Annotated in this window: 20 protein-coding genes; 15 read left to right on the plus strand and 5 right to left on the minus strand. The window is 71.2% G+C overall.

Going from position 1 to position 23,066, the window contains the following annotated elements; translation table 11 throughout:
* Positions 1-384: 384 nt before the first annotated feature.
* The 9 genes from ACFQVC_RS39270 to ACFQVC_RS39310 all read left to right on the plus strand — a co-directional run bounded on the left by ACFQVC_RS39270 (position 385) and on the right by ACFQVC_RS39310 (position 10,577).
* On the plus strand, positions 385-1,068 hold the full coding sequence (locus ACFQVC_RS39270) for a ScbR family autoregulator-binding transcription factor (protein ID WP_381840377.1): 684 nt from the start codon (positions 385-387) through the stop codon (positions 1,066-1,068).
* A gap of 89 nt (positions 1,069-1,157) precedes the next feature.
* On the plus strand, positions 1,158-2,387 hold the full coding sequence (locus ACFQVC_RS39275; protein ID WP_381840444.1) for a cytochrome P450 family protein: 1,230 nt from the start codon (positions 1,158-1,160) through the stop codon (positions 2,385-2,387).
* 177 nt (positions 2,388-2,564) lie between these two features.
* Entirely contained in the window at positions 2,565-2,768 is a 204-nt protein-coding gene (locus tag ACFQVC_RS39280) for an acyl-CoA carboxylase subunit epsilon (RefSeq protein ID WP_381840380.1), read from the plus strand.
* Positions 2,769-2,897: 129 nt separating this feature from the next.
* On the plus strand, positions 2,898-4,490 hold the full coding sequence (locus ACFQVC_RS39285) for an acyl-CoA carboxylase subunit beta (protein ID WP_381840383.1): 1,593 nt from the start codon (positions 2,898-2,900) through the stop codon (positions 4,488-4,490).
* 64 nt (positions 4,491-4,554) lie between these two features.
* Positions 4,555-5,175 carry a ScbR family autoregulator-binding transcription factor gene (locus ACFQVC_RS39290; RefSeq protein ID WP_381840386.1) on the plus strand — a complete coding sequence of 207 codons (621 nt, stop codon included), beginning with the start codon at positions 4,555-4,557 and terminating at the stop codon, positions 5,173-5,175.
* A 406-nt stretch (positions 5,176-5,581) separates the two neighbouring features.
* Positions 5,582-6,454: an AfsR/SARP family transcriptional regulator gene (locus ACFQVC_RS39295; protein WP_381840389.1), complete on the plus strand. Its 873-nt coding sequence runs from the start codon at positions 5,582-5,584 to the stop codon at positions 6,452-6,454.
* 251 nt (positions 6,455-6,705) lie between these two features.
* Positions 6,706-7,515: an acyl carrier protein gene (locus tag ACFQVC_RS39300; protein ID WP_381840392.1), complete on the plus strand. Its 810-nt coding sequence runs from the start codon at positions 6,706-6,708 to the stop codon at positions 7,513-7,515.
* A gap of 19 nt (positions 7,516-7,534) precedes the next feature.
* Positions 7,535-9,484: a beta-ketoacyl synthase N-terminal-like domain-containing protein gene (locus ACFQVC_RS39305; RefSeq protein WP_381840395.1), complete on the plus strand. Its 1,950-nt coding sequence runs from the start codon at positions 7,535-7,537 to the stop codon at positions 9,482-9,484.
* A 196-nt stretch (positions 9,485-9,680) separates the two neighbouring features.
* Complete coding sequence (locus ACFQVC_RS39310) at positions 9,681-10,577, plus strand: 4'-phosphopantetheinyl transferase family protein (protein WP_381840398.1); 897 nt, start codon at positions 9,681-9,683, stop codon at positions 10,575-10,577.
* Between the two features lie 183 nt (positions 10,578-10,760).
* Here the strand turns inward: ACFQVC_RS39310 and ACFQVC_RS39315 are convergent, their stop codons facing one another.
* Positions 10,761-11,696: an AfsR/SARP family transcriptional regulator gene (locus ACFQVC_RS39315; RefSeq protein WP_381840401.1), complete on the minus strand. Its 936-nt coding sequence runs from the start codon at positions 11,694-11,696 to the stop codon at positions 10,761-10,763.
* Positions 11,693-12,526, minus strand: a complete 834-nt coding sequence (locus tag ACFQVC_RS39320) for a thioesterase II family protein (protein WP_381840404.1) — start codon at positions 12,524-12,526, stop codon at positions 11,693-11,695. Before ACFQVC_RS39320 ends, ACFQVC_RS39315 begins: the two co-directional genes overlap by 4 nt.
* Positions 12,527-12,825: 299 nt before the next feature.
* Here ACFQVC_RS39320 and ACFQVC_RS39325 point away from each other — a divergent pair, with 299 nt between their 5' ends.
* From ACFQVC_RS39325 to ACFQVC_RS39350, 6 genes are all read left to right on the plus strand, one after another.
* Positions 12,826-13,647: an AfsR/SARP family transcriptional regulator gene (locus ACFQVC_RS39325; RefSeq protein ID WP_381840407.1), complete on the plus strand. Its 822-nt coding sequence runs from the start codon at positions 12,826-12,828 to the stop codon at positions 13,645-13,647.
* A 132-nt stretch (positions 13,648-13,779) separates the two neighbouring features.
* The gene (locus tag ACFQVC_RS39330) at positions 13,780-14,751 is read left to right on the plus strand and encodes a thioesterase II family protein (protein WP_381840410.1); all 972 of its coding nucleotides are present in this window, start codon (positions 13,780-13,782) and stop codon (positions 14,749-14,751) included.
* Positions 14,748-16,016, plus strand: coding sequence for a beta-ketoacyl-[acyl-carrier-protein] synthase family protein (locus ACFQVC_RS39335; protein WP_381840413.1), 1,269 nt, complete (start codon positions 14,748-14,750; stop codon positions 16,014-16,016). Before ACFQVC_RS39330 ends, ACFQVC_RS39335 begins: the two co-directional genes overlap by 4 nt.
* 295 nt (positions 16,017-16,311) lie before the next feature.
* On the plus strand, positions 16,312-17,622 hold the full coding sequence (locus tag ACFQVC_RS39340; protein ID WP_381840416.1) for a ketosynthase chain-length factor: 1,311 nt from the start codon (positions 16,312-16,314) through the stop codon (positions 17,620-17,622).
* Positions 17,623-17,708: 86 nt separating this feature from the next.
* A complete protein-coding gene (locus ACFQVC_RS39345; protein WP_381840419.1) occupies positions 17,709-17,969 on the plus strand; it encodes a phosphopantetheine-binding protein in 261 nt (86 codons plus the stop codon).
* A 3-nt stretch (positions 17,970-17,972) separates the two neighbouring features.
* A complete protein-coding gene (locus ACFQVC_RS39350; RefSeq protein WP_381840421.1) occupies positions 17,973-19,250 on the plus strand; it encodes an FAD-dependent monooxygenase in 1,278 nt (425 codons plus the stop codon).
* A 109-nt stretch (positions 19,251-19,359) separates the two neighbouring features.
* Here ACFQVC_RS39350 and ACFQVC_RS39355 read toward each other — a convergent pair whose 3' ends face one another.
* The 3 genes from ACFQVC_RS39355 to ACFQVC_RS39365 all read right to left on the minus strand — a co-directional run bounded on the left by ACFQVC_RS39355 (position 19,360) and on the right by ACFQVC_RS39365 (position 23,054).
* Positions 19,360-20,811: an MFS transporter gene (locus tag ACFQVC_RS39355; RefSeq protein WP_381840424.1), complete on the minus strand. Its 1,452-nt coding sequence runs from the start codon at positions 20,809-20,811 to the stop codon at positions 19,360-19,362.
* A 230-nt stretch (positions 20,812-21,041) separates the two neighbouring features.
* Entirely contained in the window at positions 21,042-21,788 is a 747-nt protein-coding gene (locus tag ACFQVC_RS39360) for a thioesterase II family protein (RefSeq protein ID WP_381840427.1), read from the minus strand.
* 6 nt (positions 21,789-21,794) lie between these two features.
* On the minus strand, positions 21,795-23,054 hold the full coding sequence (locus ACFQVC_RS39365) for an LLM class flavin-dependent oxidoreductase (RefSeq protein ID WP_381840429.1): 1,260 nt from the start codon (positions 23,052-23,054) through the stop codon (positions 21,795-21,797).
* Positions 23,055-23,066: the final 12 nt, after the last annotated feature.

A 23,066-nucleotide genomic window follows, 5' to 3' on the forward strand; every position in this document is an offset into this window, starting at 1 on the left:
ATACGGACCCACCGGTTTTTTGCAAGGAATACCAAGCGTCGAGCAGGTCAACTCGACGCACCTCGCGCGGGGTTGGGTGGTCGCACTGAGTGACCGGGGCGAAGGGTGCGTGCCGGTGTTCATGGGAAGAGCCGTCCGCCGCGTCCGCCCGGGGCCGGTCGGCAACCAGTCACGTAGCGGTTGAAAAACCGGCCGCGTGGTTTTATTGTGGGCAACGCACCCTGTTCGGTCTCTGGTGACTGCCTCGCGCCACGTAGCCCAAACCGGGAGGACTGCGCTTGTCGGCAGGGCCTGTTGGCTGCCGGCGCCGTCCTGTGTCCGTGTGCCGAACGCAGGGCGCCCGTGGAAGTTCCGGGACAGACGGGGGTACGGAGGTTGGGTGAAGTGCGGCAAGAACGAGCCATCCGGACCCGTCAGTCGGTAGTTGTGGCAGCGGCGAGTGTGTTCGACGAGGTCGGTTACGAAGCAGCGACCATTTCCGAGATCCTGAAGCGATCCGGTGTGACCAAGGGGGCCCTCTACTTTCATTTCCCGTCGAAAGAGGCGCTCGCCCAAGCCGTGCTCGCCGGGCAATTCGAGGCAGTCCCTCCGGTTCCTCCGCAGGACATCAAGCTGCAGGAATGGGTGGATGAGGGGCTTTTGCTCGGGCACATGCTGAAGAGCGATCCCATGGTGCGGGGCAGTGTCCGGCTCACGGTGGACCAGGGGTCCCCGAAGGACTCCCTGGACCGGCGTGTGCCGATGCAGGCCTGGATGGACTACAACCAGGAGACCTTGGGAAAGGCGAAAGCGGCCGGTGAAGTCCTGCCGCACCTGGACGTGGTCGCGGTATCGAAGCTGATCGTCGGGGCCTTCACCGGAGTCCAGGTACTTTCGAAAATCATGACCGAGCACCGGGACATGACGGACCGTGTGTCCGACTATTACCGGCATCTGCTGCCGTCCATCGCTGTTCCCGGCATCCTGGTACAGATCGACTTCACCGCCGAGCGCGCGGAGCGGGTGTACGACGAGGCGATGAAGCTGCGCCGGGAGGCAGAGGAGCAGGCTGCCGCAGCAGTGGGCTGACTTCCGAGTTCAGCGAAGGGGGGCCGGGCGCGGTTCCTTCCTGAGCGTATGTGGTGTGACGCAACACCAACAAATAGGGGGTACGCATGATGGAACGGACGTCCTCTTGCCCGTATGTGCTCGATGTAGCCGGACGGGATATCGCCGGTGAGATCGCGCTGCTGAGGGAGAGTCCGGCTGTCGAGGTCGAACTGCCGGGGGGTGTGGTGGCCTGGGCCGTCACCGGCCAGCGGTACATCAAGCAACTGCTTGGAGACCCACGGGTGTCCAAGGACGCGAGACAGCACTGGCCCGCGTTCATCGAGGGCGACATAACCGAGGACTGGCCGCTCTACCCGTGGGTGGCCAACGAGAACATGCTCTTCTCCTACGGGGAACAGCACGACCGGCTGCGCCGGCTGGTCGCCGGAGCGTTCACCGTGCGGCGCGCTGAGGCGCTCCGAGGCCGGGTCGAGCAGTTCACCCACCGGCTCCTGGACGACCTGGCCGCGCTTCCGCCCGGACAGCCGGTGGATCTGCGTGAGTCGTTCGCCAAACAGCTTCCGATGCAGGTGATCTGCGAACTGTTCGGGATAGCCGAGGAGGACCGGAGCTCGCTGTGCCGGGCGATGGACACGGTGTTCAGTACGTCCGTCACGGCGGAGGAGATGGCCGCCGCCCAGGGCCGGGTCTTCGAGATGCTGGGCGAACTCGTCAGCCGCAAGGCGAGCCGGCCGGGGGACGATCTGACCTCTGCGCTGATCAAGATCCGCGACCACGGGGACCGTCTCACCGAGCAGGAACTCCTGGGAACGCTCAACCTCATGATCGCGGGCGGGCAGGAGACGACCTGCACCGTCATCACCAACGCGGCCGGCGCCCTGCTGTCGCGCCCCGAGCAGCTGGAGCATGTCCGCGCAGGCCGGGCCGGCTGGGAGGACGTGCTCGCCGAGACCCTGAGGACACACGCCCCGGTGGCCTATTCGCCGATGCGCTTCGCGGTGGAGGACATCTCCCTGGATGGTGTTCCGATCAAGAAGGGCGACCCCATCATCGTCTCGTTCGCCGGGATCGAACCCGGCGAACAGGAGCGCTCCGCCGGGGAGTTCGACGTTCTGCGCAAGGACCGGGGCGAGGTCCTGGCCTTCGGCCGCGGAGTGCACCGCTGCCTGGGAGCGCCGCTGGCCCGTATCGAGGCCACGACGGCCCTGGCGGCGCTCTTCGAGCGGTTCCCCCGGATGAGGCTGGCCTGCTCGCCGAAGGAACTCGAGCCGATGCAGACCTTCATCATCAACGGCTATGGGGCACTCCCTGTCTGGCTTGAGAACCCCACGGTGTGACCGTTCGTCAACAGCCCCGCAAGAGCTCCGCTGCCGCCAGGGCAGCGGAGCTCTTGTCGTTGCGGGACTCGTGCCGGCCGGCTCGTACTACGGCCGGCCGACAAGGGCTGATCCTCAAGCTGCCCCCGAGCCCCCCTTGAGCGCCCCGGCCGACCGTGGCTCGAAGAAGGAGGCGCCGTGGAGGACACACAAGGACATCGCGCGCTGCTGCGCGTCGAGCACGGGAGCGCCGACGAAGTCGAACTGGCCGCTCTGACCGTCGTGTTGTTCAGGGTGCTCGCCCTGCGTGACGAGGCGTCGGACGACGACGGCCAAGGGGATGCGCGCTGGCGGCGGCTTGAGCGGACGGCGGCTTATCGCGCTCCGCACAGTTGGCAATGAGCCATTTTCAGAGAACGACTCAAGTACCTGTTTTCCCCGGCCGACCAGATCAGCTATATATAAACCGCACGCGCGGTTTGTTACCGTGGTGCATCCGAATCGGCCGCACCCACTGAGGAGGGACCCGCTGTGACGCTGCTCAATGACGTTTCTCCGGTCCGTGTGGAGCAGGCCAATGCCCGTGGGCGTGTGGCCGAGCTGCATGCGATCCGCGCGCAGGCGGCCGCCGGGCCGAGTGAGAAGGCGACTCAGGCGCAGCACGCCAAGGGCAAGCTGACCGCGCGCGAGCGCATCGAACTGCTCCTGGATCCGGGGTCGTTCCGGGAAGTCGAGCAGCTGCGCCGGCACCGGGCGACCGGCTTCGGGCTTGAGAACAAGAAGCCGTTCACGGACGGCGTGATCACCGGCTGGGGCACGGTCGAGGGCCGGACCGTGTTCGTGTACGCGCATGACTTCCGGATCTTCGGCGGCGCGCTCGGTGAGGCGCATGCCACGAAGATCCACAAGATCATGGATATGGCGATCGCGGCCGGGGCGCCGCTGGTGTCGCTCAACGACGGTGCGGGGGCGCGGATCCAGGAGGGTGTCAGCGCCCTTGCCGGGTACGGCGGGATCTTCCAGCGCAATACCCAGGCCTCGGGTGTCATCCCGCAGATCAGCGTGATGCTGGGGCCGTGTGCGGGCGGTGCGGCGTACAGCCCCGCCCTGACGGACTTCGTGTTCATGGTGCGTGACACCTCGCAGATGTTCATCACCGGGCCCGATGTCGTGAAGGCCGTCACCGGTGAGGAGATCTCACAGAACGGTCTGGGCGGCGCCGATGTGCACTCGCAGACGAGCGGCGTCGCGCACTTCGCGTACGACGACGAGGAGAGCTGCATCGCGGAGGTGCGGTATCTGCTGTCGATGCTGCCGTCCAACAACCGCGAGAATCCGCCGATTGTGGCCTCCCACGATTCGGCCCAACGGCGCTCCGACGTGCTCCTGGACCTGGTTCCGGCCGATGGAAACCGGCCGTACGACATGCACAAGGTGATCGAGGAGATCGTCGACGACGGAGACTTCCTCGAGATCCATGAGCGGTGGGCGCGCAACTTGGTGTGCGCACTGGCCCGGCTCGACGGCAAGGTGGTCGGGATCGTGGCCAACCAACCGCAGACCCTGGCGGGGGTCCTGGACATCGAGGCGTCGGAGAAGGCCGCGCGCTTTGTGCAGATGTGCGATGCCTTCAACATCCCGATCGTCACGCTCCTCGATGTGCCCGGCTTCCTTCCCGGGGTCGACCAGGAGCACGGCGGGATCATCCGGCACGGCGCCAAGTTGCTGTATGCGTACTGCAATGCCACCGTGCCGCGGATTTCGCTGATCCTGCGCAAGGCGTACGGAGGCGCGTACATCGTCATGGACAGCCAGTCCATCGGTGCGGACCTCACCTACGCCTGGCCGACGAACGAGATTGCCGTGATGGGTGCAGAGGGAGCCGCGAATGTCATCTTCCGCCGCCAGATCGCCGAGGCGGACAACCCGGAGGCGATGCGGGTGCGGATGGTCGATCAGTACAAGGCCGAGCTGATGCACCCCTACTACGCCGCGGAGCGGGGACTCGTGGATGACGTCATCGACCCCGCCGAGACCCGTGAAGTGCTGATCAACTCCCTGGCGATGCTGCGCAACAAGCACGCCGACCTGCCCGCTCGCAAGCACGGAAATCCACCGCAGTAAACCGCGCGAACCGAAGGGCCGGCCGACGTCTCGTCGGTCGGCCCGCAGTCAGGAGAACCCTCACATGGTGAAGCAGGAACGTGCGGCACGCACGCGGCAGTCGTTGGTGCGGGCCGCCGCCGAAGTATTCGCCCAAGAGGGATTCGTACCCGCTTCGCTCACCACCATCAGCAAGCGGGCCGGAGTGAGCAACGGCGCGCTGCACTTCCACTTCGAGAGCAAGCAGACGCTGGCCCGGGCCGTGGAGGACGAGGCGGCGAAGGTCGTCCGGGCGATCACGGAAGGCGCCGACGATGTGGGCTTCGACGCGCTGCAGCGCCTGGTGGACGCGACCCACGACCTGATGAGCAGGCTGTCCAAGGACGTGGTGGTCCGGGCCGGGTTCGAGCTGAGCGGCGAGGCGCCGCTGCGCGACCAGGGCGTCGACTTACGTGCGCAGTGGCGCAGTTGGGTCGAGAAGGTGCTCATCGAGGCCGAGCGGCAGGAGAATCTCGCCGAGGGTGTGACCGCGACCGATGCCACGGTGGCCGTCGTGGCGGCGACCGTGGGGCTCGAGCACCTCGGGGCCAGCGACCGGAGCTGGATCTCACAGGCGACGCTCGTCCAGTTCTGGGATCTGCTGCTGCCGCGCCTCGCGTCGCCGGACACCCTGCGCCGGCTCCAGTCCGGCGGAACGCGGGCCTGAGCCCCTGAGCCCCTCCGGGGCGATCGGTGCTCTCCAGCGGGCCATCAGTGCCGTTGAGTCGGTAATCGCCGCTGCTCAGAGGGAAGTTGGGGCACATGATGATCATAAACAGACTGCGCAGTCTCTTTGTGCTTGAGTCTTCGTCGCGTAACAGCAGAGCCGCGCGGTTTCTGGGGCGGCGCGCCCGTCAGCTCCTTGAGTCCCTGCTGAGCGGTCGACGAGTTCAAATCCTGTGCACAGCAAGGTCATTGAGGGTTCTCGCAGGTCAGGCAAGAGCGTCGAGAGTCGATCTCACTTAGGCAGGTCTCCATTGAAAACAGCGCGACTGGTTTGGTATTGACAAACCGTCCGCCTTGTTTTGTACTCGTGGTGTGCCGAGTACCGCACAAGGATTAGGGGAGACGGCGTGGACATCGACGTTCTGGGTGCGCTAGCCGTGAGGGAGAACGGGGTGTCCATCACCCCGACCGCGCCGAAGCCCCGGCAGGTTCTGGCCCTGCTGGCGCTCCACGCCGACCAAGTGGTGCCCGTCGCCGCACTCATCGAGGAGCTGTGGGCCGCGAGTCCGCCCCGCAGCGCACGAACCACCCTGCAGACCTACGTGCTGCAGCTGCGCGAACTCATCGCCACCGCCCTGGAGAAGGACGAACCCACGGGCGAGGACGACGGACCGCGGCGCTGCGCCAAGGACGTCCTGGTCACCTCACCGGGCGGCTATCTGCTCAACAGCGGCGGCGGCACCAGCGACGTCCGCGAGTTCGAGCGGCTCGCAGGGCTCGGATACCGGGCGATGGACGCGGAGGACTACCCGGGCGCGGCACGCAAGCTGCGCGAGGGCCTCTCGCTGTGGACCGGTGCCCCCTTCGCGGACGTACTGACCGGCGCGCAGCTGGAGATGGAGGCAAGGCGGCTCGACGAGAGCCGGCTCTGCGCCCTCGACCAGCGCATCGAAGCCGACCTGCGGCTCGGCCGGCACCGCGAACTGCTCGCCGAGCTGACCGTGCTCACCAGCCGCTACCGCACCCACGAGAGCCTGCACGCGCAGTTCATGCTCGCCCTCTACCGCTCCGGGCGGCGCGGCGAAGCACTCGACGTGTACCAGCGGCTGCGCACCACGCTCGTCCGGGACCTCGGCCTGGAGCCCTCGGTACGCCTTCGGCGGCTGCAGCACTCCATCCTGATGGCCACCACGGAGGCCCCGCTGTCGCCGTCCGCCCCCCAGGCGGCGCAGCCGCGGCCCGATGCCGCCGGTGGCGAGCGCCTCGCGCGCGTGGGCTGACGACACCGACCTCACCCACTGGCCGGCTGAGGGGAACGGGGCGCCGGCCAGTGGGTGACACCAAACCCACCTCCGCGCTCCTTCCTGCCGGGCCCCACCTCTCACTCTTTTTACGTAGGCGGCCGGCCGGTGCTCCCTCCCCGGAGCGGGCCGGCCGCCTGCCGGTTCATCGCGGACGGCGATGTGTACGGGGAACGGCATCGCCCACAATTCCGGTACGGCAGACCGGGACCGACCCTTGGAGATGCCACATGACCAGCGAACCGCACCTCGCCTCGCCGGCTGCGGCCCCTCTGTCGTGCGGGGCCGATGTGCTCACCGAGCTCACGACCGTGCTCGCCGGAATCCTGCGGCTCAAGCCCGAGACGATCGACCCCGAACAGCCCTTCCAGCTGCTCGGCCTCGACTCCATGACCACCGTCGAGTTCGTCGCCTCCGTCAACGCCGCCTACGGCACCCACGTCAAGGTGACCGCGCTGTACGACTACCCGACGCCTTCCGCGTTCGCCCGCCACGTCGCCGCCGACCTCGGCATCCTGGGGCCCCCGCCCGCCCCCGAGCCCGCGCCGCCGCCCGCCGCCTCGGCCCCCGTCATCGACGTACTGCGGGAACAGCTCGCGGAAATCCTGTGCTGCGACCCGTGGGACATCGACGCCGACGCCGCGTTCAACCTGCTCGGCCTCGACTCCATACTCGGAGCCGAGTTCGTCGCCGTGATCAACCGCACGTACGGCCTGAACGAGCGGGCCGTATCGCTGTACGACCACCCGAGCCTCGGTGCGATCGCGAGTCATATCGCCGCCAGGACCGGGCTCCCGGCGGGAGCCGTGGCGCCCGCCGCCACCGCCAAGGCGCAGAACGCCGCGATGGGTTCGCCCGCCCGGAGCGCGACAGGATCGGCGGCCGCATCGGCCCCGGGAGCGGCGGCGATGTCCGCCGGACCGCGCCGGGACCTCCCCGCGCTCGGCGCGATGGACCTGGAGGCCCTGCTCGACGCCGTGCGTGACGACCGGCTCAGCGTCGACGAAGCGGCCGCCCTGCTCGCGGCCCGCGCGGCTTGAGACGAGGCGCGCGCTCCCCATGGACAACAGGGAAATCCTGAACCGCTTCAAGAACGGCACCCTCGATCGCCAGCGCGCGGCCGCCCTGCTCACCGGTGCGGCCGCCGAACCCCCACCGGTTCCCGCGCAGCCGACCCCGGCCGTGGCACCGCCCGTGGCGCCGCCGCCGGGACGTGACGGTGCGACCGTCCCCGCGGCGGGCACGGAGCGCACGGACACCGAGCGAACGGGCCCCGAGCCGGCCGGTGCGGAGCTGGTGGGCCCGGGGCGGCCGAAGGCCCAGGCGCCCGATCCGCGCTGCGCCGTCATCGGCATCGCCGGCCGCTACCCCGGGGCCCCCGGCCTCGAGGCCTTCTGGCAGAACACGCTCGGGGGGCGCGACACCGCGGCCACCGTGCCGCCCGGCCGGGCCCGGTATGTGGCCGACGACCAGGCCGGCCTGCTCGACCAGGTCCATCTCCTGGACGGCGTCGACGAGTTCGACCCCGAGTTCTTCCAACTCACCGAACGCGACGGCATCGTGATGGACCCTCAGGAACGGCTGTTCCTCGAGACCGCCTGGCAGACCCTGGAGGGCGCCGGATACACCGGCGCCCGCCTGGAGACGCTGACCGCCGCCGACGGTGAGCCGCGCAGCGTCGGCGTCTACGCCGCGGTGAGCTCTGCGGACTACGCGCTGCTCGCCGCCGAACGCTGGGCCGAAGGCGGCCGCGACATGCCGCGCAGCGGCCACTGGAGCCTGCCGGGCCGGCTCTCCGCGCTGCTCGATCTGCGCGGGCCGAGCCAGCCCGTGGACACCGCCCAGTCCTCGTTCCTGGTGGCCCTGCATCTGGCGCTCACCGCGCTGGCCGCGGGGGAGTGCGCGGCGGCCCTCGTCGGCGGGGTCGATCTGCGGCTTCACCCCTCACGGCACCGGCCTGGCGCCGGTGAAGGAGTGGGCGCCGTCCTGCTCAAACCGCTCGCCGCGGCCGAGGCCGACGGTGACACCATCCACGCCGTCGTACGTTCGAGCGCCGTCGGCCACACCGGCCGGCTCGGCGGCGGCGACCGCTCGGGCAGCAGCGACCGCACGGACGACAGTGACCGGCTCGCCCGCCGGACCCTGGAGGCCGCGGGCGTGGAGGCCGGCAGCGTCAGCCTCCACGAGACGAGCCGGACCACGGCCGACGGCATCGGCGACGCCGGAGCGGCCACCGGCGTGGCCGCGCTCACCCGGGCCGTGCTGCAGCTGCGCGAAGCCACCCGGGCCCCGGTGCGCGGCGGCATACCCTCCGCCCCGCTGGTGCGCACCCGTACGGCCGACGGCGGTGAACTGCCGCTCAGGGCCACGGTTTCCGTGCGCGGCGCGGGCGGTACGGAGGCCCGGGTCCTCGTCGAGGAGTACCGCAGGGCGGCCGGGGCGGGGGCCGCGTCTGCGGCCGTCACGGCACCCGACGTGGACGACCCGGACGGCGGGGCCCGCCCGGAGCTCGTGCTGCTCTCCGCACCGAGTACCGCCCACCTTGTGGCCACCGCCCGCCGCCTCGCCGACTGGCTGGCCGAACAGGACAGCGCCCCCGACGGCGTACGCGATCTCGCCGCCGTCGCCCGTGAACTCAGGACCGGACGGGCGGCGATGGCCTGCAGGCTCGCCGTCACGGCCCGCGACACCGCCCAACTCGCCGCCGCCCTCGACGGGTTCGCCCGCGACCAGGGCGACGGGAGCAGCGCGGTACGCAGCGCCGACCTGCGGGACGGGCGAGCCGATCCGCTGCTGCTCGGTGAACTGCCCGAGACCCGCACCTATGTGACGGCACTGTGGCAGGGACGGCGCCTCGAGCAGCTGACCCGCCTCTGGCTCGCCGGAATCGATGTGACCCCGGCCGGAGAGCCCGCCGGGCCCGTGGTGGAGCTGCCCCGGACCGCGCTGGTGCGCCGGTCGTTGTGGATCGGTTGGGAGACGACGCCCGGGGTGGAGCGGACCGGATGAAGGCGGCCATGCCACAGACGCAGACTCAGGGCTCGGACGGTGACGAAGGCGCGGTGTCGCCGGCAAGGGTGTGGGGTTGCCGGGACGAGGGGGCGGTGCGCGGTGATGCGGGCCCGTTCCTTGCGCTGGTGCGCCGGTCGTTGTGGATCGGTTGGGAGACGACGCCCGGGGTGGAGCGGACCGGATGAAGGCGGCCATGCCACAGACGCAGACTCAGGGCTCGGACGGTGACGAAGGCGCGGCATCGCCGATCAAGCTGTGGATCTGCCCGAACGAGGAGCTCGCGCCCGGTATCGCGGGCATCCTCGCCTCGCACTGGCTCGACGAGCACGAGCAGGAGATCGCGGGCCGTTTCCTCTTCGAACGCGACCGGCGCCAGTACCTGGTCGCCCACACGCTGGTACGCCGGGCCCTCGCTCTGGAAGCCGGGCTCGCCGAGGCCGAACTGGTCATCTGGCGCTCCTCGCGCGGGCGGCCCTTCATCCAGCCGCCCGACGGCGGACTGCCGCGCGGCGGGCCCGAACTCGACTTCAACCTGTCGCACGCCAACGGCTACAACCTGCTCGGCGTCGTGCGCAGACACCGCATCGGCGTGGACGTGGAACGCCTCGACCGCGACGAACACGCGGTCAACACCATCGTGCAGACCTTCACGCCGCAGGAGCAGGACTGGGTGGGGCGGGCCGCGCAAGGGCGGCCGCGGGACCGCCGGGTGCTGCGCCTGTGGACCCTGAAGGAGGCCTACTCCAAGGCGCGCGGCCTCGGACTCGGGCTGCCCTTCGACGAGTTCTCCTTCACCCTGGCCGAGGACCGCGGTGTACTCGGCTTCCAGGCACCCGAGGACGATCTGGCCGGCAAGTGGCGCTTCATCGAACTGGAGCCGGTGCCCGACGTCCTCGTCGCCGTCGCCGTCCAGGCCGATGACGCCCAGGACCCGGTCCTCCAGCTGCACCACGGTTTCCCCTGGGGCCGTGCGGTGCCACGCCGCATCGTGCTGCCGCAGGCGGTGGGGGGACGTATCGGGACGGCGGGCGCCGGGCCGTCCGTGGGCGGTTACGGGGTGCGGACACCGGAGCGTGCACTGGCCGGCTGAGGGAATTCCCCCGACGTTTCGCAGGCGCCGTATGGCGTTTCCGTGTCGTGTTCGCTTCGTGTCCGCGTCGTGCGCCGTGTTCATTCGGGGGCGGGCGTATGACGTTTCCACGCCGTACGGAATGACGCGTCGTACGGAATGGCTGTGCGACGGAATTCGCGGCGGCCTCGCACGCCGTCATGGTCAGGGTGCGATGGAAACGCCGTGCGCGGACAGACCGTGGCCCGTCGTCAATTTCTCGAAGCGGTGCCGCAACACTTCGTACTCCCGGGAGAGTTCCTCCAGACGGCGGCCTATCCGGGCGATTTCCGCGCCGAAATCGGCGGGCGGTACCGCCGCGTCCGGCGCGGAGGGAGCCGAGTCCCGCATCATCGCCTCCATCCGGCCGCGCAGGGCAGGGCCCGGAGCCACTCCCAGCTGGTCCGCGAGCCGCACCCGGGCGCGTTCGTAGACACCGAGCGCCTCCGTGCCGCGGCCCGAGCGGTGCAGGGCGGCCATCAGCAGGTCGTAGAACCGCTCGCGCAGCGGATACGCGTCGGTCAGCCGCTCCAGCTCACCCAGGACGCCCTCGCACCGGCCCGAGCGCAGATACGCCTCGTACATCGCCTCCAGCGCCATGAGGCGGTGCTCCTCAAGGCGGTCCGCCTCGGTCGCGCAGACCGGGCCGTGACGGATGTCCTGCAGGGCCCGGCCACGCCACAACGACAAGGCCCGGCGCAGCAGTTCGGCCGCACGGGCCGGGTCGGTGGCGGTGCTCCCACGGGCCTCGGCGGAGAGCAGCTCGAAGCGCCGGGCATCGGTCGTGGCGGGTCCGAGCCGCAGCAGATAGCCGGCCGGTTCCGTCCTGATCCACTCGTGCCCGGCAGGCCCGTGGGCCTGCAGAAGGCGGCGCAGCCGGGCCACATGGGCCTGAACCGCGTTGGCCGCGTTCGCGGGCTGGCGCTCGCCCCACAGCTCCTCCGCGAGGCGGTCCACGGACAGCGGCCGGTCCGCCTCCACGACGAGAGCCGCGAGCAGGGTGCGCTGCTTGGAGCCGGGCGGCACGATCCGCAGACCCGTGCGGACGTCGTACACCTCCACCGGGCCGAGGACCCTGAACTCCCGGTCCGCGACGGTCATGCCGCGCCCGCCTCGCCCGCCGCGCCCACAGGGCCCGGCCCCCGCAGGGCCGCTCCGGCGTCCGCCGTCACGGCCGCCGCCAGCGCCTGCAGGTCGTCCTGGAAATAGAAGTGGCCGCCCGGGAAGGTGCGCAGGCCCACGAAGTGCTCGGTGCGCTCGGCCCAGGCGGCAAGGCGCTGAGGCGGCGCCGCATGGTCCTGTGCCCCGGCGAAGGCCGACAGCGGCACCGGAAGCGGTGCGGCGGGCGGCGCCGGACGCCAGGTCGCCACCAGGTGCATGTCCGCACGGACCGTGGGCCCGAAGACCTCCCACAGCGCCGGATCGGCGAGTACCTGCGGCGGGGTCGCGCCCAGCGCGGCCAGACGCCGGCGCAGTTCATCGTCCGACAGGCTGAGCAGGGACAGCTCGGGGCGCGCCCCTCGGCCCGCCCCGGTGTCGTCGTGACGGTGCGGGCCGCACGCCGAGACACCGAGCCACACCGGCAGCGCCGCGCCCCGTGCCTGCAGCCGGCGCGTGAGTTCATACGCCACCAGGGCGCCCATGCTGTGGCCGAAGAACGCGAACGGCACACCGGAAGCGTCGAGTTCGGGCCCGAGCGTGTCCAGGAAGTGGCCGATCAGCGACGGCCCGTCGGTCAGCGGCGCCGAGCCGAGCAGCAGTCCGTGACCGGGTGCATCCACGGCTCTGACCTGCCAGCTCGCCGGGAAAAGGGCCGGCCAGGCGTGGCACATCAGGCTCGAGCCGCCCGCGTGCGGAAACACGAACAGACGCAGCTCCCCGTCCGCCGCGGGGCGCCCCGTGCCGGGCCGTGCCGGGCCGGAGAATTCCATCGGGCCTCCGTACAGGTGGCGGCATCCAAACGATTTCGGGTAAGGACTTCCAGCTGCCTTGAAGATACCTTTCGAAGTGCGCAGACACAGGAATCAAGAGTTCAATTCTAGTGATAGTGCAAACGTTCTCCAGTGGCTCAACTCTGCGACGCAAGACCGCATTTGGAGGGTCGCTCAAGGATGGCTAGGGAAAATCGCTCGCAGGGAACGGCCCTCGCTAGCGTGCGTCCCCGGGGCAGGTTTCTGGCCACCGAAAGGGACGCGATAAAGGAACTCGACGACGAGGTACGGAGGAGACCGTGAAGATTCAGGTTCTGGGTCCGTTGAGTGCCGAGGTCAATGGGGGGTCGATCGTTCCGACCGCGGGCAAGCCACGGCAGATTCTGTCGCTGCTCGCGCTGTACCCGGGGCGGGTCATGCCCGTCCCGACGCTCATGGAGGAGATCTGGGGGACGAAGCTGCCGCAGAGCGCGCTCACCACCCTGCAGACGTACATCCTGCAACTGCGCCGCAGGCTGGGCACCGCCATGGGCCCCAGCGCCCCCGGCACCGCCAAGGACGTACTCGCCACCCGGCACGGCGGATATCTGCTGCAGATCTCCGAGGACAGCGTGGACGTGCACCAGTACGACCGGATGGTGACGGAGGGGCAGACCGCCTTCGAGGCGGGCGACAACGAGGTCTCGGCCGAGCGGTTCCGCTCCGCCCTCGACCTGTGGCACGGGCCCGCACTCGTCGACGTACGCGTGGGACCCATCCTCGAGATTGAGGTCATGCGTCTGGAGGAGAGCCGTCTCGTCACCGTGGAGCGGCGTATCGACGCCGATCTGCGGCTCGGCCGGCATGCCGAACTGATCGCCGAACTGGCCGAGTTGACGGCCCGCTACCCGCAGCACGAAGGGCTGCACTCCCAGGCCATGGTGGCGCTCTACCGCTCCGGCCGGCAGGCCTCCGCCCTGGAGGTCTACCGCAGGCTGCGGGTCCGCCTGATAGACGACCTCGGTGTGGAGCCCTCGCCGCAGCTGCAGCGGATGCACCAGGCCATGCTGACGGTCGACCCGCAGCTCGACGTGCTCGCCGGGCCCCGGCGCAGCTCCACCTTCGACCTGTTCGCCGCCTGAACCGGACCCGGCCGCATCCGACCGGGTTCGACACCTTCTCAAGCGCCCCTCCAGGGCGCTCGGTGAGGCTCGAATCCATCGACGCCCCGGAGAAAGGGGCGTGCCGGACCGCGCCGTGAAGGAGGTCGCGCCATGCCCGACGGCCGGCCCATAACGCTGTACTGCTTCGCGCACGCCGGCGCCGGAGTGAGCGGATTCCACCGCTGGCGTGAACAGGCGGGCCCCGGGGCCGAGATCGTGCCGTTGCTGCTGCCCGGCCGAGAAGGGCGCCGCCGCGAACCCCGTGTCACCACCCGCGACGAGCTGGTAACCGAGCTGCTCGGCGCGTTCACCCGGCGTGGCCCCGACGCGGGGCCCTTCGCCCTGTACGGGCACAGCCTGGGCGCACTCGTCGCCTACACCCTCACCCGTGTCCTGGCCGACAAGGGCCTGCCAGGGCCGGCCTTCGTCGCGCTCGGCGCCTGCCCGCCGCCCGAGGCCCCGCCCGCCCTCATGGGGGCCGCCGACGCCCCGGAAGGTGAACTGGTCGACCACCTGGCCGAGTTGGGCCTGGCCCCCACGGGCACCGCCGCCGAACCCGACGGCATCTGGCGGCGCCTCGTGCTGCCCGTGCTCCGGGATGATCTGCGGCTCGCCGCGAACCTGCGCGCCGCCGCCGCCGACCCCTCCACCGGAGGCCCGCTGCCGACGCTGCTCATCGCGCTCGGCGGCGCCGACGACCCCGTGGTGCGGCCCGGCGAACTCGACGGCTGGCACCGCTGGACCACCGGCCCGTTCCGCAGCCGGACCGTCGCCGGTGACCACTTCTTCGTACGAGGACAGGAGACGCCCCGCCTGATGGGGCGGGCCTGCCGTGTCGCACGGCGCCTCCTGCCCACGCCCACGACGCCGGGTCCGGCCGGCGCAGGGCCGATGGCCGGACCTGGGCCGACGGCCGGGCCTGCGCCGCTACCTGAGCCGACGGCCGGGCCTGCGCCGACGGCTGGGCCTGCGCCGTTACCTGAGCCGATGGCCGGGCCTGCGCCGCTACCTGAGCCGATGGCCGGGCCTGCGCCGCTACCTGAGCCGACAACTGCGTTGACAACTGTGAGGAACAGCCCATGAGGCGTGTCGTCATCACCGGGATCGGAGTCGTCGCCCCGGGCGGTACCGACACCGGGGAATTCTGGAAGCTGCTCACCGAGGGGCGCACCGCCACCCGCGCCATCTCCCTGTTCGACGCGAGCGGCTACCGCTCCCGGATCGCCGCCGAGGCCGACTTCGACCCGGCCGCCCACGGACTCACCCCCGAGCAGAGCGAACGCCTCGACCGCGCCGCCCAGTTCGCCCTCACCGCCGCCCGCGAGGCACTCGCCGACAGCGGCGCCCTGCAGGAGGCGGGCGATCCGGTGCGCACCGGAGTGACCCTCGGCAACGCCGTCGGCTGCACCACAGGACTCGACCGTGAGTACGCCGTGGTCAGCGGCGGCGGCAGCAGGTGGAACGTCGACCACACCCTCGCCGTCGAGCAGCTCTTCGACTACTTCGTGCCCAGTTCACTCGCCGCCGAAGTCGCCCGCGACGTCGGCGCCCAGGGGCCGGTCTCCCTGGTCTCCACCGGCTGCACCTCCGGGCTCGACTCCATCGGGCACGCCGTCGAGCTGATCCGCGAAGGCAGCGCCGACGTGATGGTGGCCGGCGCCACCGAGGCGCCGATCTCCCCGATCTCCGTGGCGTCCTTCGACGCGATCCGGGCCACCAGCCCCCGCAACGACGATCCGGCCACCGCGTCGCGGCCCTTCGACCGCACCCGCAACGGCTTCGTCCTGGGGGAGGGTTCGGCCGTCCTCGTCCTGGAGGAGCTCGGCCGGGCCCGGCGCCGCGGGGCCTTCGTGTACGCCGAGATCGGCGGGTTCGCCAGCCTCAGCAACGCGTACCACATGACCGGTCTGCGGCCCGACGGCAAGGAGATGGCCCGCGCCATCACCCTCGCCCTCGACGAGGCCCGTCTCGACCCGTCGGCCGTCGACTACATCAACGCCCACGGCTCCGGTACCAAGCAGAACGACCGGCACGAGACGGCCGCGTTCAAGGAGAGCCTCGGCGAGCGCGCCCGCGAAGTGCCGGTCAGCTCCATCAAGTCGATGATCGGGCACTCACTCGGCGCCATCGGCTCCCTCGAAGTGGCCGCGAGCGCTCTCGCCATCACGCACAACACGGTGCCGCCCACGGCGAATCTGCACGATCCCGACCCGGCCTGCGATCTCGACTACACGCCCCTGCACGCGCGCGAGCAGCAGACCGACACGGTGCTCAGTGTGGGCAGTGGGTTCGGCGGCTTCCAGAGCGCGATCGTCCTGACCCGTCCGCGGCTGAAGGAGATCGCGTGATGCGGGGCCTTCGCGGGCTGTGGCGCCCTCGCGGGCTGCGGGGCCTTCGCGGGCTGCGACGCCCTTGCGTGATGCCGTCCGCAGGCCTGATGCCATCCGCACGTCCGGTGCCGGACGCAGGTATCCCTCGCGTGGCGCCGCTCGCACGTCCGGTGTCGTCCGCGCGCGTGGTGCCGTTGGCGCGTCTGGTGCCGGTCGTACGTCCTGTGCGTGTCCCGCGCCCGATGCCGCCCGCGCGGCGGATATCGCCCGCTTGTCCCATGCCGTCCGTACCCCAACGTCAAGGCAGGTCCGCATGAGCACGGCCGTCGCCCTCACCTCCGACCTCGACCGGGCACCCGGCCTGGCCCTGGTGCCCGCGCCCGCGCCCGCCGCGCGGGCCGCTGCCTCCGCCACCCGTACCACCACCGCCGTCGTCACCGGCATCGGAGTCGCCGCCCCCGGCGGGCTCGGCACCGAGGCCTGGTGGGAAGCGGTCCTCAACTCGGTCAGCGGCATCCGCGAGATCAGCCGCTTCGACGCCTCCGGCTACCCCGTGCGCATCGCGGGCGAGGTCCCCGGATTCGTCGACGCCGAGCATGTGTCCGACCGGCTGCTCCCGCAGACCGACCGGGTCACCAGGCTCGCCCTCGCCGCCGCCCGTGAAGCCGTCTCCGACACCGGCGCCGACCTCGCCCAACTGCCCCAGTACGGCGCAGGCGTGGTCACCGCGAGCTCGGCCGGAGGCTTCGAGTTCGGGCAGCGCGAACTGCAGGCACTGTGGAGCAAGGGCAGCCAGCACGTCAGCGCGTACCAGTCGTTCGCGTGGTTCAACGCCGTCAACACCGGCCAGATCTCCATCCAGCACGGCATGCGCGGCGCCAGCGGCGTCATCGTCTCCGAACAGGCAGGCGGCCTTGACGCCGCCGCACAGGCACGGCGCCAGATCCGCAAGGGCGCCCGTCTCGTCATCACCGGCGGCATCGACTCCGCCCTGTGCCCCTGGGGCTGGGCCGCGCACCTCGCGGGCGGCGGACTGTCCGCCAACCCCGAGGCCGACCGCGCCTACCGGCCCTTCGACGCCGACGCCGACGGCCATGTGGTCGGCGAAGGCGGCGCGCTGCTCGTCCTGGAGGACGCCGAACACGCGCGGCGCCGTGGCGCCCAGGTGTACGGCGTACTCGCCGGGCACGCCGCGACCTTCGACGGCGGCGGCGCCCCGCGCCTGACCGAGGCGGCCCGGCTCGCCCTCGCCGACGCCGGCGCCGAACCGGACGACATCGACGTGGTCTTCGCCGACGGCGCCGGTGAACGCGCCGCCGACCGGGCCGAGGCCCAGACCATCACCGAGCTGTTCGGCCCGCGCGGCGTGCCGGTCACCGTGCCCAAGTCGATGTCCGGGCGGCTGCTCGCCGGCGGCTCCGCACTCGACCTGGCGGCCGCCCTGCTCTCCCTGCGCGACCAGGTCATACCGCCCACCACCGGGACCCGGCGCGTCGCCGAGGACTGCCCGGTCGACCTGGTGACCGGCGCCCCGCGGCGCGGCGTGCGGCTGCGCGGCGCCCTGGTCCTGGCCCGCGGCCGCGGCGGGTTCAACTCCGCCGTCGTGGTCCGCGCCACCGACTGAACCGCGCGCGGTCCCCGCCGCGGCCGCCCGAAACGGCCCGCGGACCCCGAATCACCCATCACCGCAGAGGACTTGAGGAGTACGCCATGCGTCTGGAACTGACCGACCTGGTCGAGATGTTGAGCAAGTGCGCCGGAACCGCTGAGTGGGCCGACCTCGACGGCGACATCATGGACACGCTCTTCCTCGACCTCGGCTACGACTCCCTGGCCATCCTGCAGGCCACCGGCTGGATCGAACGTGACTACCACATCACCTTCGACGAGGAGGCCATCGATCTGGCCGAGACCCCGCGCCAGTACCTCGAACTCGCCAACGAACTCCTGGCCGCCCGCGCGGCGGCCTGAGCCATGGGCCGGCCGCTGCGGCACACCGCCACCCTGCACACCGACGTCCTGGTGGTCGGCGCCGGTCCTGCGGGCCTCGCCCTGACCCTGATGCTGCTGCGCTCGGGGGTGCGCGTCGCCCTGGCGGAGCGCTCCACCTCCTTCCGCCGTGACTTCCACGGCGAGATCCTGCAGCCGGGCGGACAGCGCATCCTCGACCGGGTCGGCGTACTCGACGGCGCCGTGCGGCGCGGTGCCCGCGAACTCGCCGGGTTCCAGGTGCGCAGCGGCGACAGAGTCCTCCTCGACATCGACTACCGGCGCCTGCCGGGACCGTACGACAAGCTCCTCGCGCTGCCGCAGGCCCACCTCCTGGAGGAACTCCTCGACGCCTGCGGGCGATACCCCGGCTTCGAGTATCTGCCCGGGCACCGCATCGGCTCCCTGAGCGAACACGACGGGCGCTGCACCGGCGCCGTCGTCAACAGCAGCCTCGGCGCCCGCCGCCTCTGGGTGCGCGCCCACACCGTCGTCGCCGCCGACGGACGGTTCTCCAAGACCCGTTCCCTGGCCGGGATCGGCGCCGGGCGCAGCGACCTCTTCGACCAGGACGTGGTGTGGTTCACGGTGCCCGCGCACGGCCGCTCCACCGGGCGGGTACGGGTGCACAGGGCCGGAGCGAGCGCGGTGCTCGTCCATGACACGCACCCCGACCGGCTGCGGATCGGCTGGACCCTGCCGCACCGTGGCTGGCAGCGGGCCGCCGAGCGCGGTATCGACGCCATCAGGGACGAACTGGCCGCCGCGCTGCCGGAGTTCGCGGATCTGCTGCACGAGCATCTGACCAGCCTGGCCGGGCTCGCGCTGCTCGATGTGTTCGCGGCCACCGCGGAGACCTGGGTACGTGACGGGCTCGTCCTCATCGGCGACGCCGCGCACACCCATGGTCCGCTCGGCGCCCAGGGCATCAACCTCGCCCTGCAGGACGCGGCCGCGCTCCATCCTGTGCTGGTGGACGCCCTGGACGCGGGGGACTTCAGCCGTCGGCGGCTCGCCCCCTTCGAGGCCGCGCGCCGGCCCGCGGCCGAGGCCGTGACGCGGATGCAGCGGCTGCAGGCGAAGGCCTTCTTCGGGGCGGGCGGGGCGGTGGGCGAGTTCCTGCGGGCGCGGGCCGCGGGGGTGGTGACACGGACGCCCATCGGGGCTCGGATCACTTCCCGGGTCGCGTACGGGCCTTCGGCCGTGGATGTGCGCGATGAGCTGTTCGGGCGGGGTGCCGCCGTGGAACGGGGAGCCGCCTGACGGGGCGTGTGCGTGCGGGTGCCTGTGGGTGTGCGGGCACAGTGCGGGTGGGGCGGGCCCGGGGAGGAAAGTCCCCGGGCCCGCCCCTTCCCGTGACAGGGCCCGTGGGCTAGGCCGACTTGGACCGGATGGACACCGCCGCCACCAAGGCCGCCGCCGCGAACGCCGCCCCCGTGGTGAAGCCCACCGACATCGAGTCCGTGAACGAGCCGCGGTCCGCCGAAGCGGTCACCAGGAGCGCGATGCCCAGGGAACCGCCCATCGTCTGAACGGCGTTGAGGACGCTGGCGGCCGCGCCCGCCTCGTCGCTGCGCAGGCCCGAGGTGGCCAGGACCGTCGGCGGGATCACCGACAGCGCCATGCCGGTGCCGAGCAGAAGCAGCGCGGGCAGGACGTGCGGCGCGTAGGCGTCGCCGGCGTCCAGCTGTGACAGCCACACATTGCCCGCGGCCAGGGCCGTGGCGCCCAGGGCCATCATCCGCTTCGGGCCCAGACGCCGTTCGAAACGGACCGCGAACGTGGCCGTCACCGCCATCGTCACCGGCACCGGGAGCAGCGCCCCCGCCGCGGCGAGCGCGGACCAGCCGCTCTGCTGCTGGAAGAACTGGCTGAGGAAGAAGTACGCGCCGATCAGCGAACCAGGGATCGCCAGCGTCGCCAGATAGGCGAGCACCCGGCCGCGGTCCGCGAACAGGCGCAGCATCACGATCGGCTGGGACGCCCGGGACTCCACCGCCACGAACACGGCCATCAGGGCTACGCCGCCGGCCAGCGGGCCCGCCACCGTCGGATCGCTCCACGCGTGGTCCGCGGCCCGCGACAGGCCGTACACCAGGCCCGCCGCGCCCGCCGCCGACAGGAGCGCGCCCGCCACGTCGAAGCGGCCACGGTTGCGGGCCGTCTCGTCGAGGACCCGCGGCCCGAGCAGCAGAATCGCAAGGCCCAGGGGGACGTTGAGGAGCAGCACCCAGCGCCAGGAGCTGATCGAGGTCAGCGCGCCCGCGAGCAGCAGACCGCCGGCCGTGGAACACGCGCCCACCGCCGTGCACACGGCGATCGCCTTCTTCCGTGCGGTGCCCTCGGCGAACATGCTGAGCAGCAGGGCGAGGCCGCTGGGCGCGGCGAGCGCGGCGCCGACGCCCTGCACGGCCCGCAGCGCCACCAGGATCTCGGTGGTGGGGGCGAGGGCGCGCAGTCCGGCCGCGGCCGTGAACAGGGCGACGCCCACCAGGAACACCCTGCGCCGTCCCACCAGGTCGCCCGCGCGGCCGCCGAGCAGCAGCAGTCCGCCGAAGACGAGGAGATAGGCGCTCAGCACCCAGGACGCGGCGACCGTGGACAGGCCGAGGTCCGCACGCATCCCGGGCAGCGCGATGTTCACGATCGGGTCGTCGAGCTGGATCATCGCGTTGCAGCCGGCGATCACCGCGAGGGCAAGGCCGGGGCGCGGCCGCCGGGCCTGCCGCTCGCCGGGCGCCTTGGCCACCTGCGCGAGGCCGGCCGCCTGCGCCGAGGGGGCCGCGTCACCCGCTGCCGGGTTCGCGGAAACGGACGAGGACATGTGCGGCCTCCTGGGAGCGGCCGTACGGAGCGGCCGTACGGACGACTTGGCGCAGCCGGACGGGTCGGCCGGCGGACGACTTGGCGCAGCCACCGTCGCAAATCGCGCTAGAGAGGGCGTCGACGATGACCGGGGCCGGAAGCGTCCCCGTGGGCCCCGCGGACATGCAAAACCCAGGTCGCCGACGGGGGGCGGTGACCTGGGTTTCGCGCTCGGGGGAGTGGTGCCGGTCAGTCGAGATGTGACGTGATCAGCGACATCACCTGGGAGGCCTGCGAGTTGAGGTAGAAGTGCCCTCCGGGGAGGACCTCCAGGTGGAACGCGCCCGTGGTGTGGGACGCCCAGGCGCGGGCCTCGTCGAGTGTCACCTGCGGATCGTCGTCGCCGGTCAGGGCGAACACCGGGCAGGTGAGGGGCGTACGCCCCGGCTCTTCCCGGTAGGTCTCCGCCGCCCGGTAGTCGGCCCGGATCGCCGGCAGGATCATCCGCATGATCTCCGGGTCGCCGAGCACCTGGGTGTCCGTACCGCTGAGCCGCATGATGTCGGCGATCAGACCGTCGTCGTCCTTGAGGTGCACCCGCTCGTCGCGCGGCGTCGACGGGGCGCGCCGCCCGGACACGAACAGGCCGTGCAGGGCGAGCTGTTCGGCCTCCAGGCGGAGCGCCACCTCGTAGCCGAGTGACGCGCCCATGCTGTGCCCGAAGAACGTGACCGGCTTGTCGCACCACGGCCGCAGCTCGGCGGCGAGGAGGTCAGCGAGCTCACCGATGGAGTCGATACACGGCTCATGGCGGCGGTCCTGCCGCCCCGGGTACTGGATCGCGAGAACGTCCACGTCCGGGGCGAGTGCGCGGGAGACCGGGAAGTAGAACGACGCCGAACCGCCCGCGTGCGGGAAGCAGACAAGCCGGTGCGCGGCCTGCGGGGCGGGATGGAAGCGCCGTATCCACGCGCCGGTCTCGACAGCTGTCCCCATGGTCATCTACGCCCCCAACTCCGGTGAGATGACATAGTCCGACACGTCGGTGGTGTTCGGCTCGATCCGGCCGAGCGCCTCCTTCACGGCGACGGCGAGCCGCTCGTCCTTGGCGCGCTCGCGGGCCTCGCGGCGCTCCACGAACTCCGGCATCACCTCGGCGGCGAACAGCTCGAGGGACTCCTTGATGTGCTCGTGCTGGTTCTTGCCGATCTGCACCGAGAAGATCACCTGGTCGACGCCGGCGTCTTCGTAGCGACGGATCACGTCGGCTATCTGCTCGGGGGTGCCGATACCGCGCCGCAGCGAGGTGATCTGCTCCATCATCCCCTTGGCCTCGGCGCTGATCTCCTCGCCCTCGGCGGGCGGCGCCGGGTTGCGGGTCAGGCCGACGGCCTCGCGGTTGTCGAGGAAGTCCTGCCACACATCGGTCGTCGCCGGCCGGTGCTGACCGGTGATGTAGTAGTGCATCAGCGAGTACGAGAAGAAGTGGGCGCCGTCCAGGCCGCGGTCGAGCGCGGTCTCCTCGTCCGGGTGGCACATGAACGGGAAGACCACCGAGAAGTTCGGGTTGACGGCCTTGCCCGCCGGCAGGCACTCCTCGGAGTTGATGATGCCGTAGTAGGCGTCCACCCACTCCTTGGCCTCCTCGGGGGAGACGAAGGAGAACGACAGGGCGCCCAGGCCGTTGCGGGCGGCCGTCTCGATGGTGGTGCGGGCGCTGCACGCCATCCACAGCGGCGGGTGCGGCTTCTGCTTCGGCTTGGGCAGCAGGTTGCGCGGCGGCACGTTCACCCACTGGCCCTCGTGACCGGTGAATGGCTCCTCGGTGAGCAGCCGCGTGACGACGTCGAGGGACTCCTTCCACTGGTCCTTCTTGCTGTCCCGGTCGACCTCGAAGGCGCCCAGCTCCAGCTGTGAACTGCCCGCGCCCGTACCGAAGTCGACCCGGCCGCCGGACAGCAGGTCGAGGGTCGCGAGCCGCTCGGCGACGCGCGCCGGGTGGTTCACGGCGGCCGGCAGCGACACGATGCCGTGGGCGAGGCGGATCCGCTTGGTGCGGGCGGCCGCCACGGCGAGGAAGACCTCGGGCGCCGACGAGTGCGAGTACTCCTCGAGGAAGTGGTGCTCGGTGGCCCAGGCGTAGTCGAAGCCGAGCCGGTCGGCCAGCTCGATCTGCTCCAGGGACTCGTTGAAGAGCCGCTCCTCGCTGTCCTCCTCCCACGGCCTGGGCAGCTGGTGGTGGTAGATGAGACCGAATCGCATGAGATGTACTCC

The sequence above is a fragment of the Streptomyces monticola genome, assembly GCF_042665355.1.
Taxonomy (GTDB): Bacteria; Actinomycetota; Actinomycetes; order Streptomycetales; family Streptomycetaceae; genus Streptomyces; species Streptomyces monticola.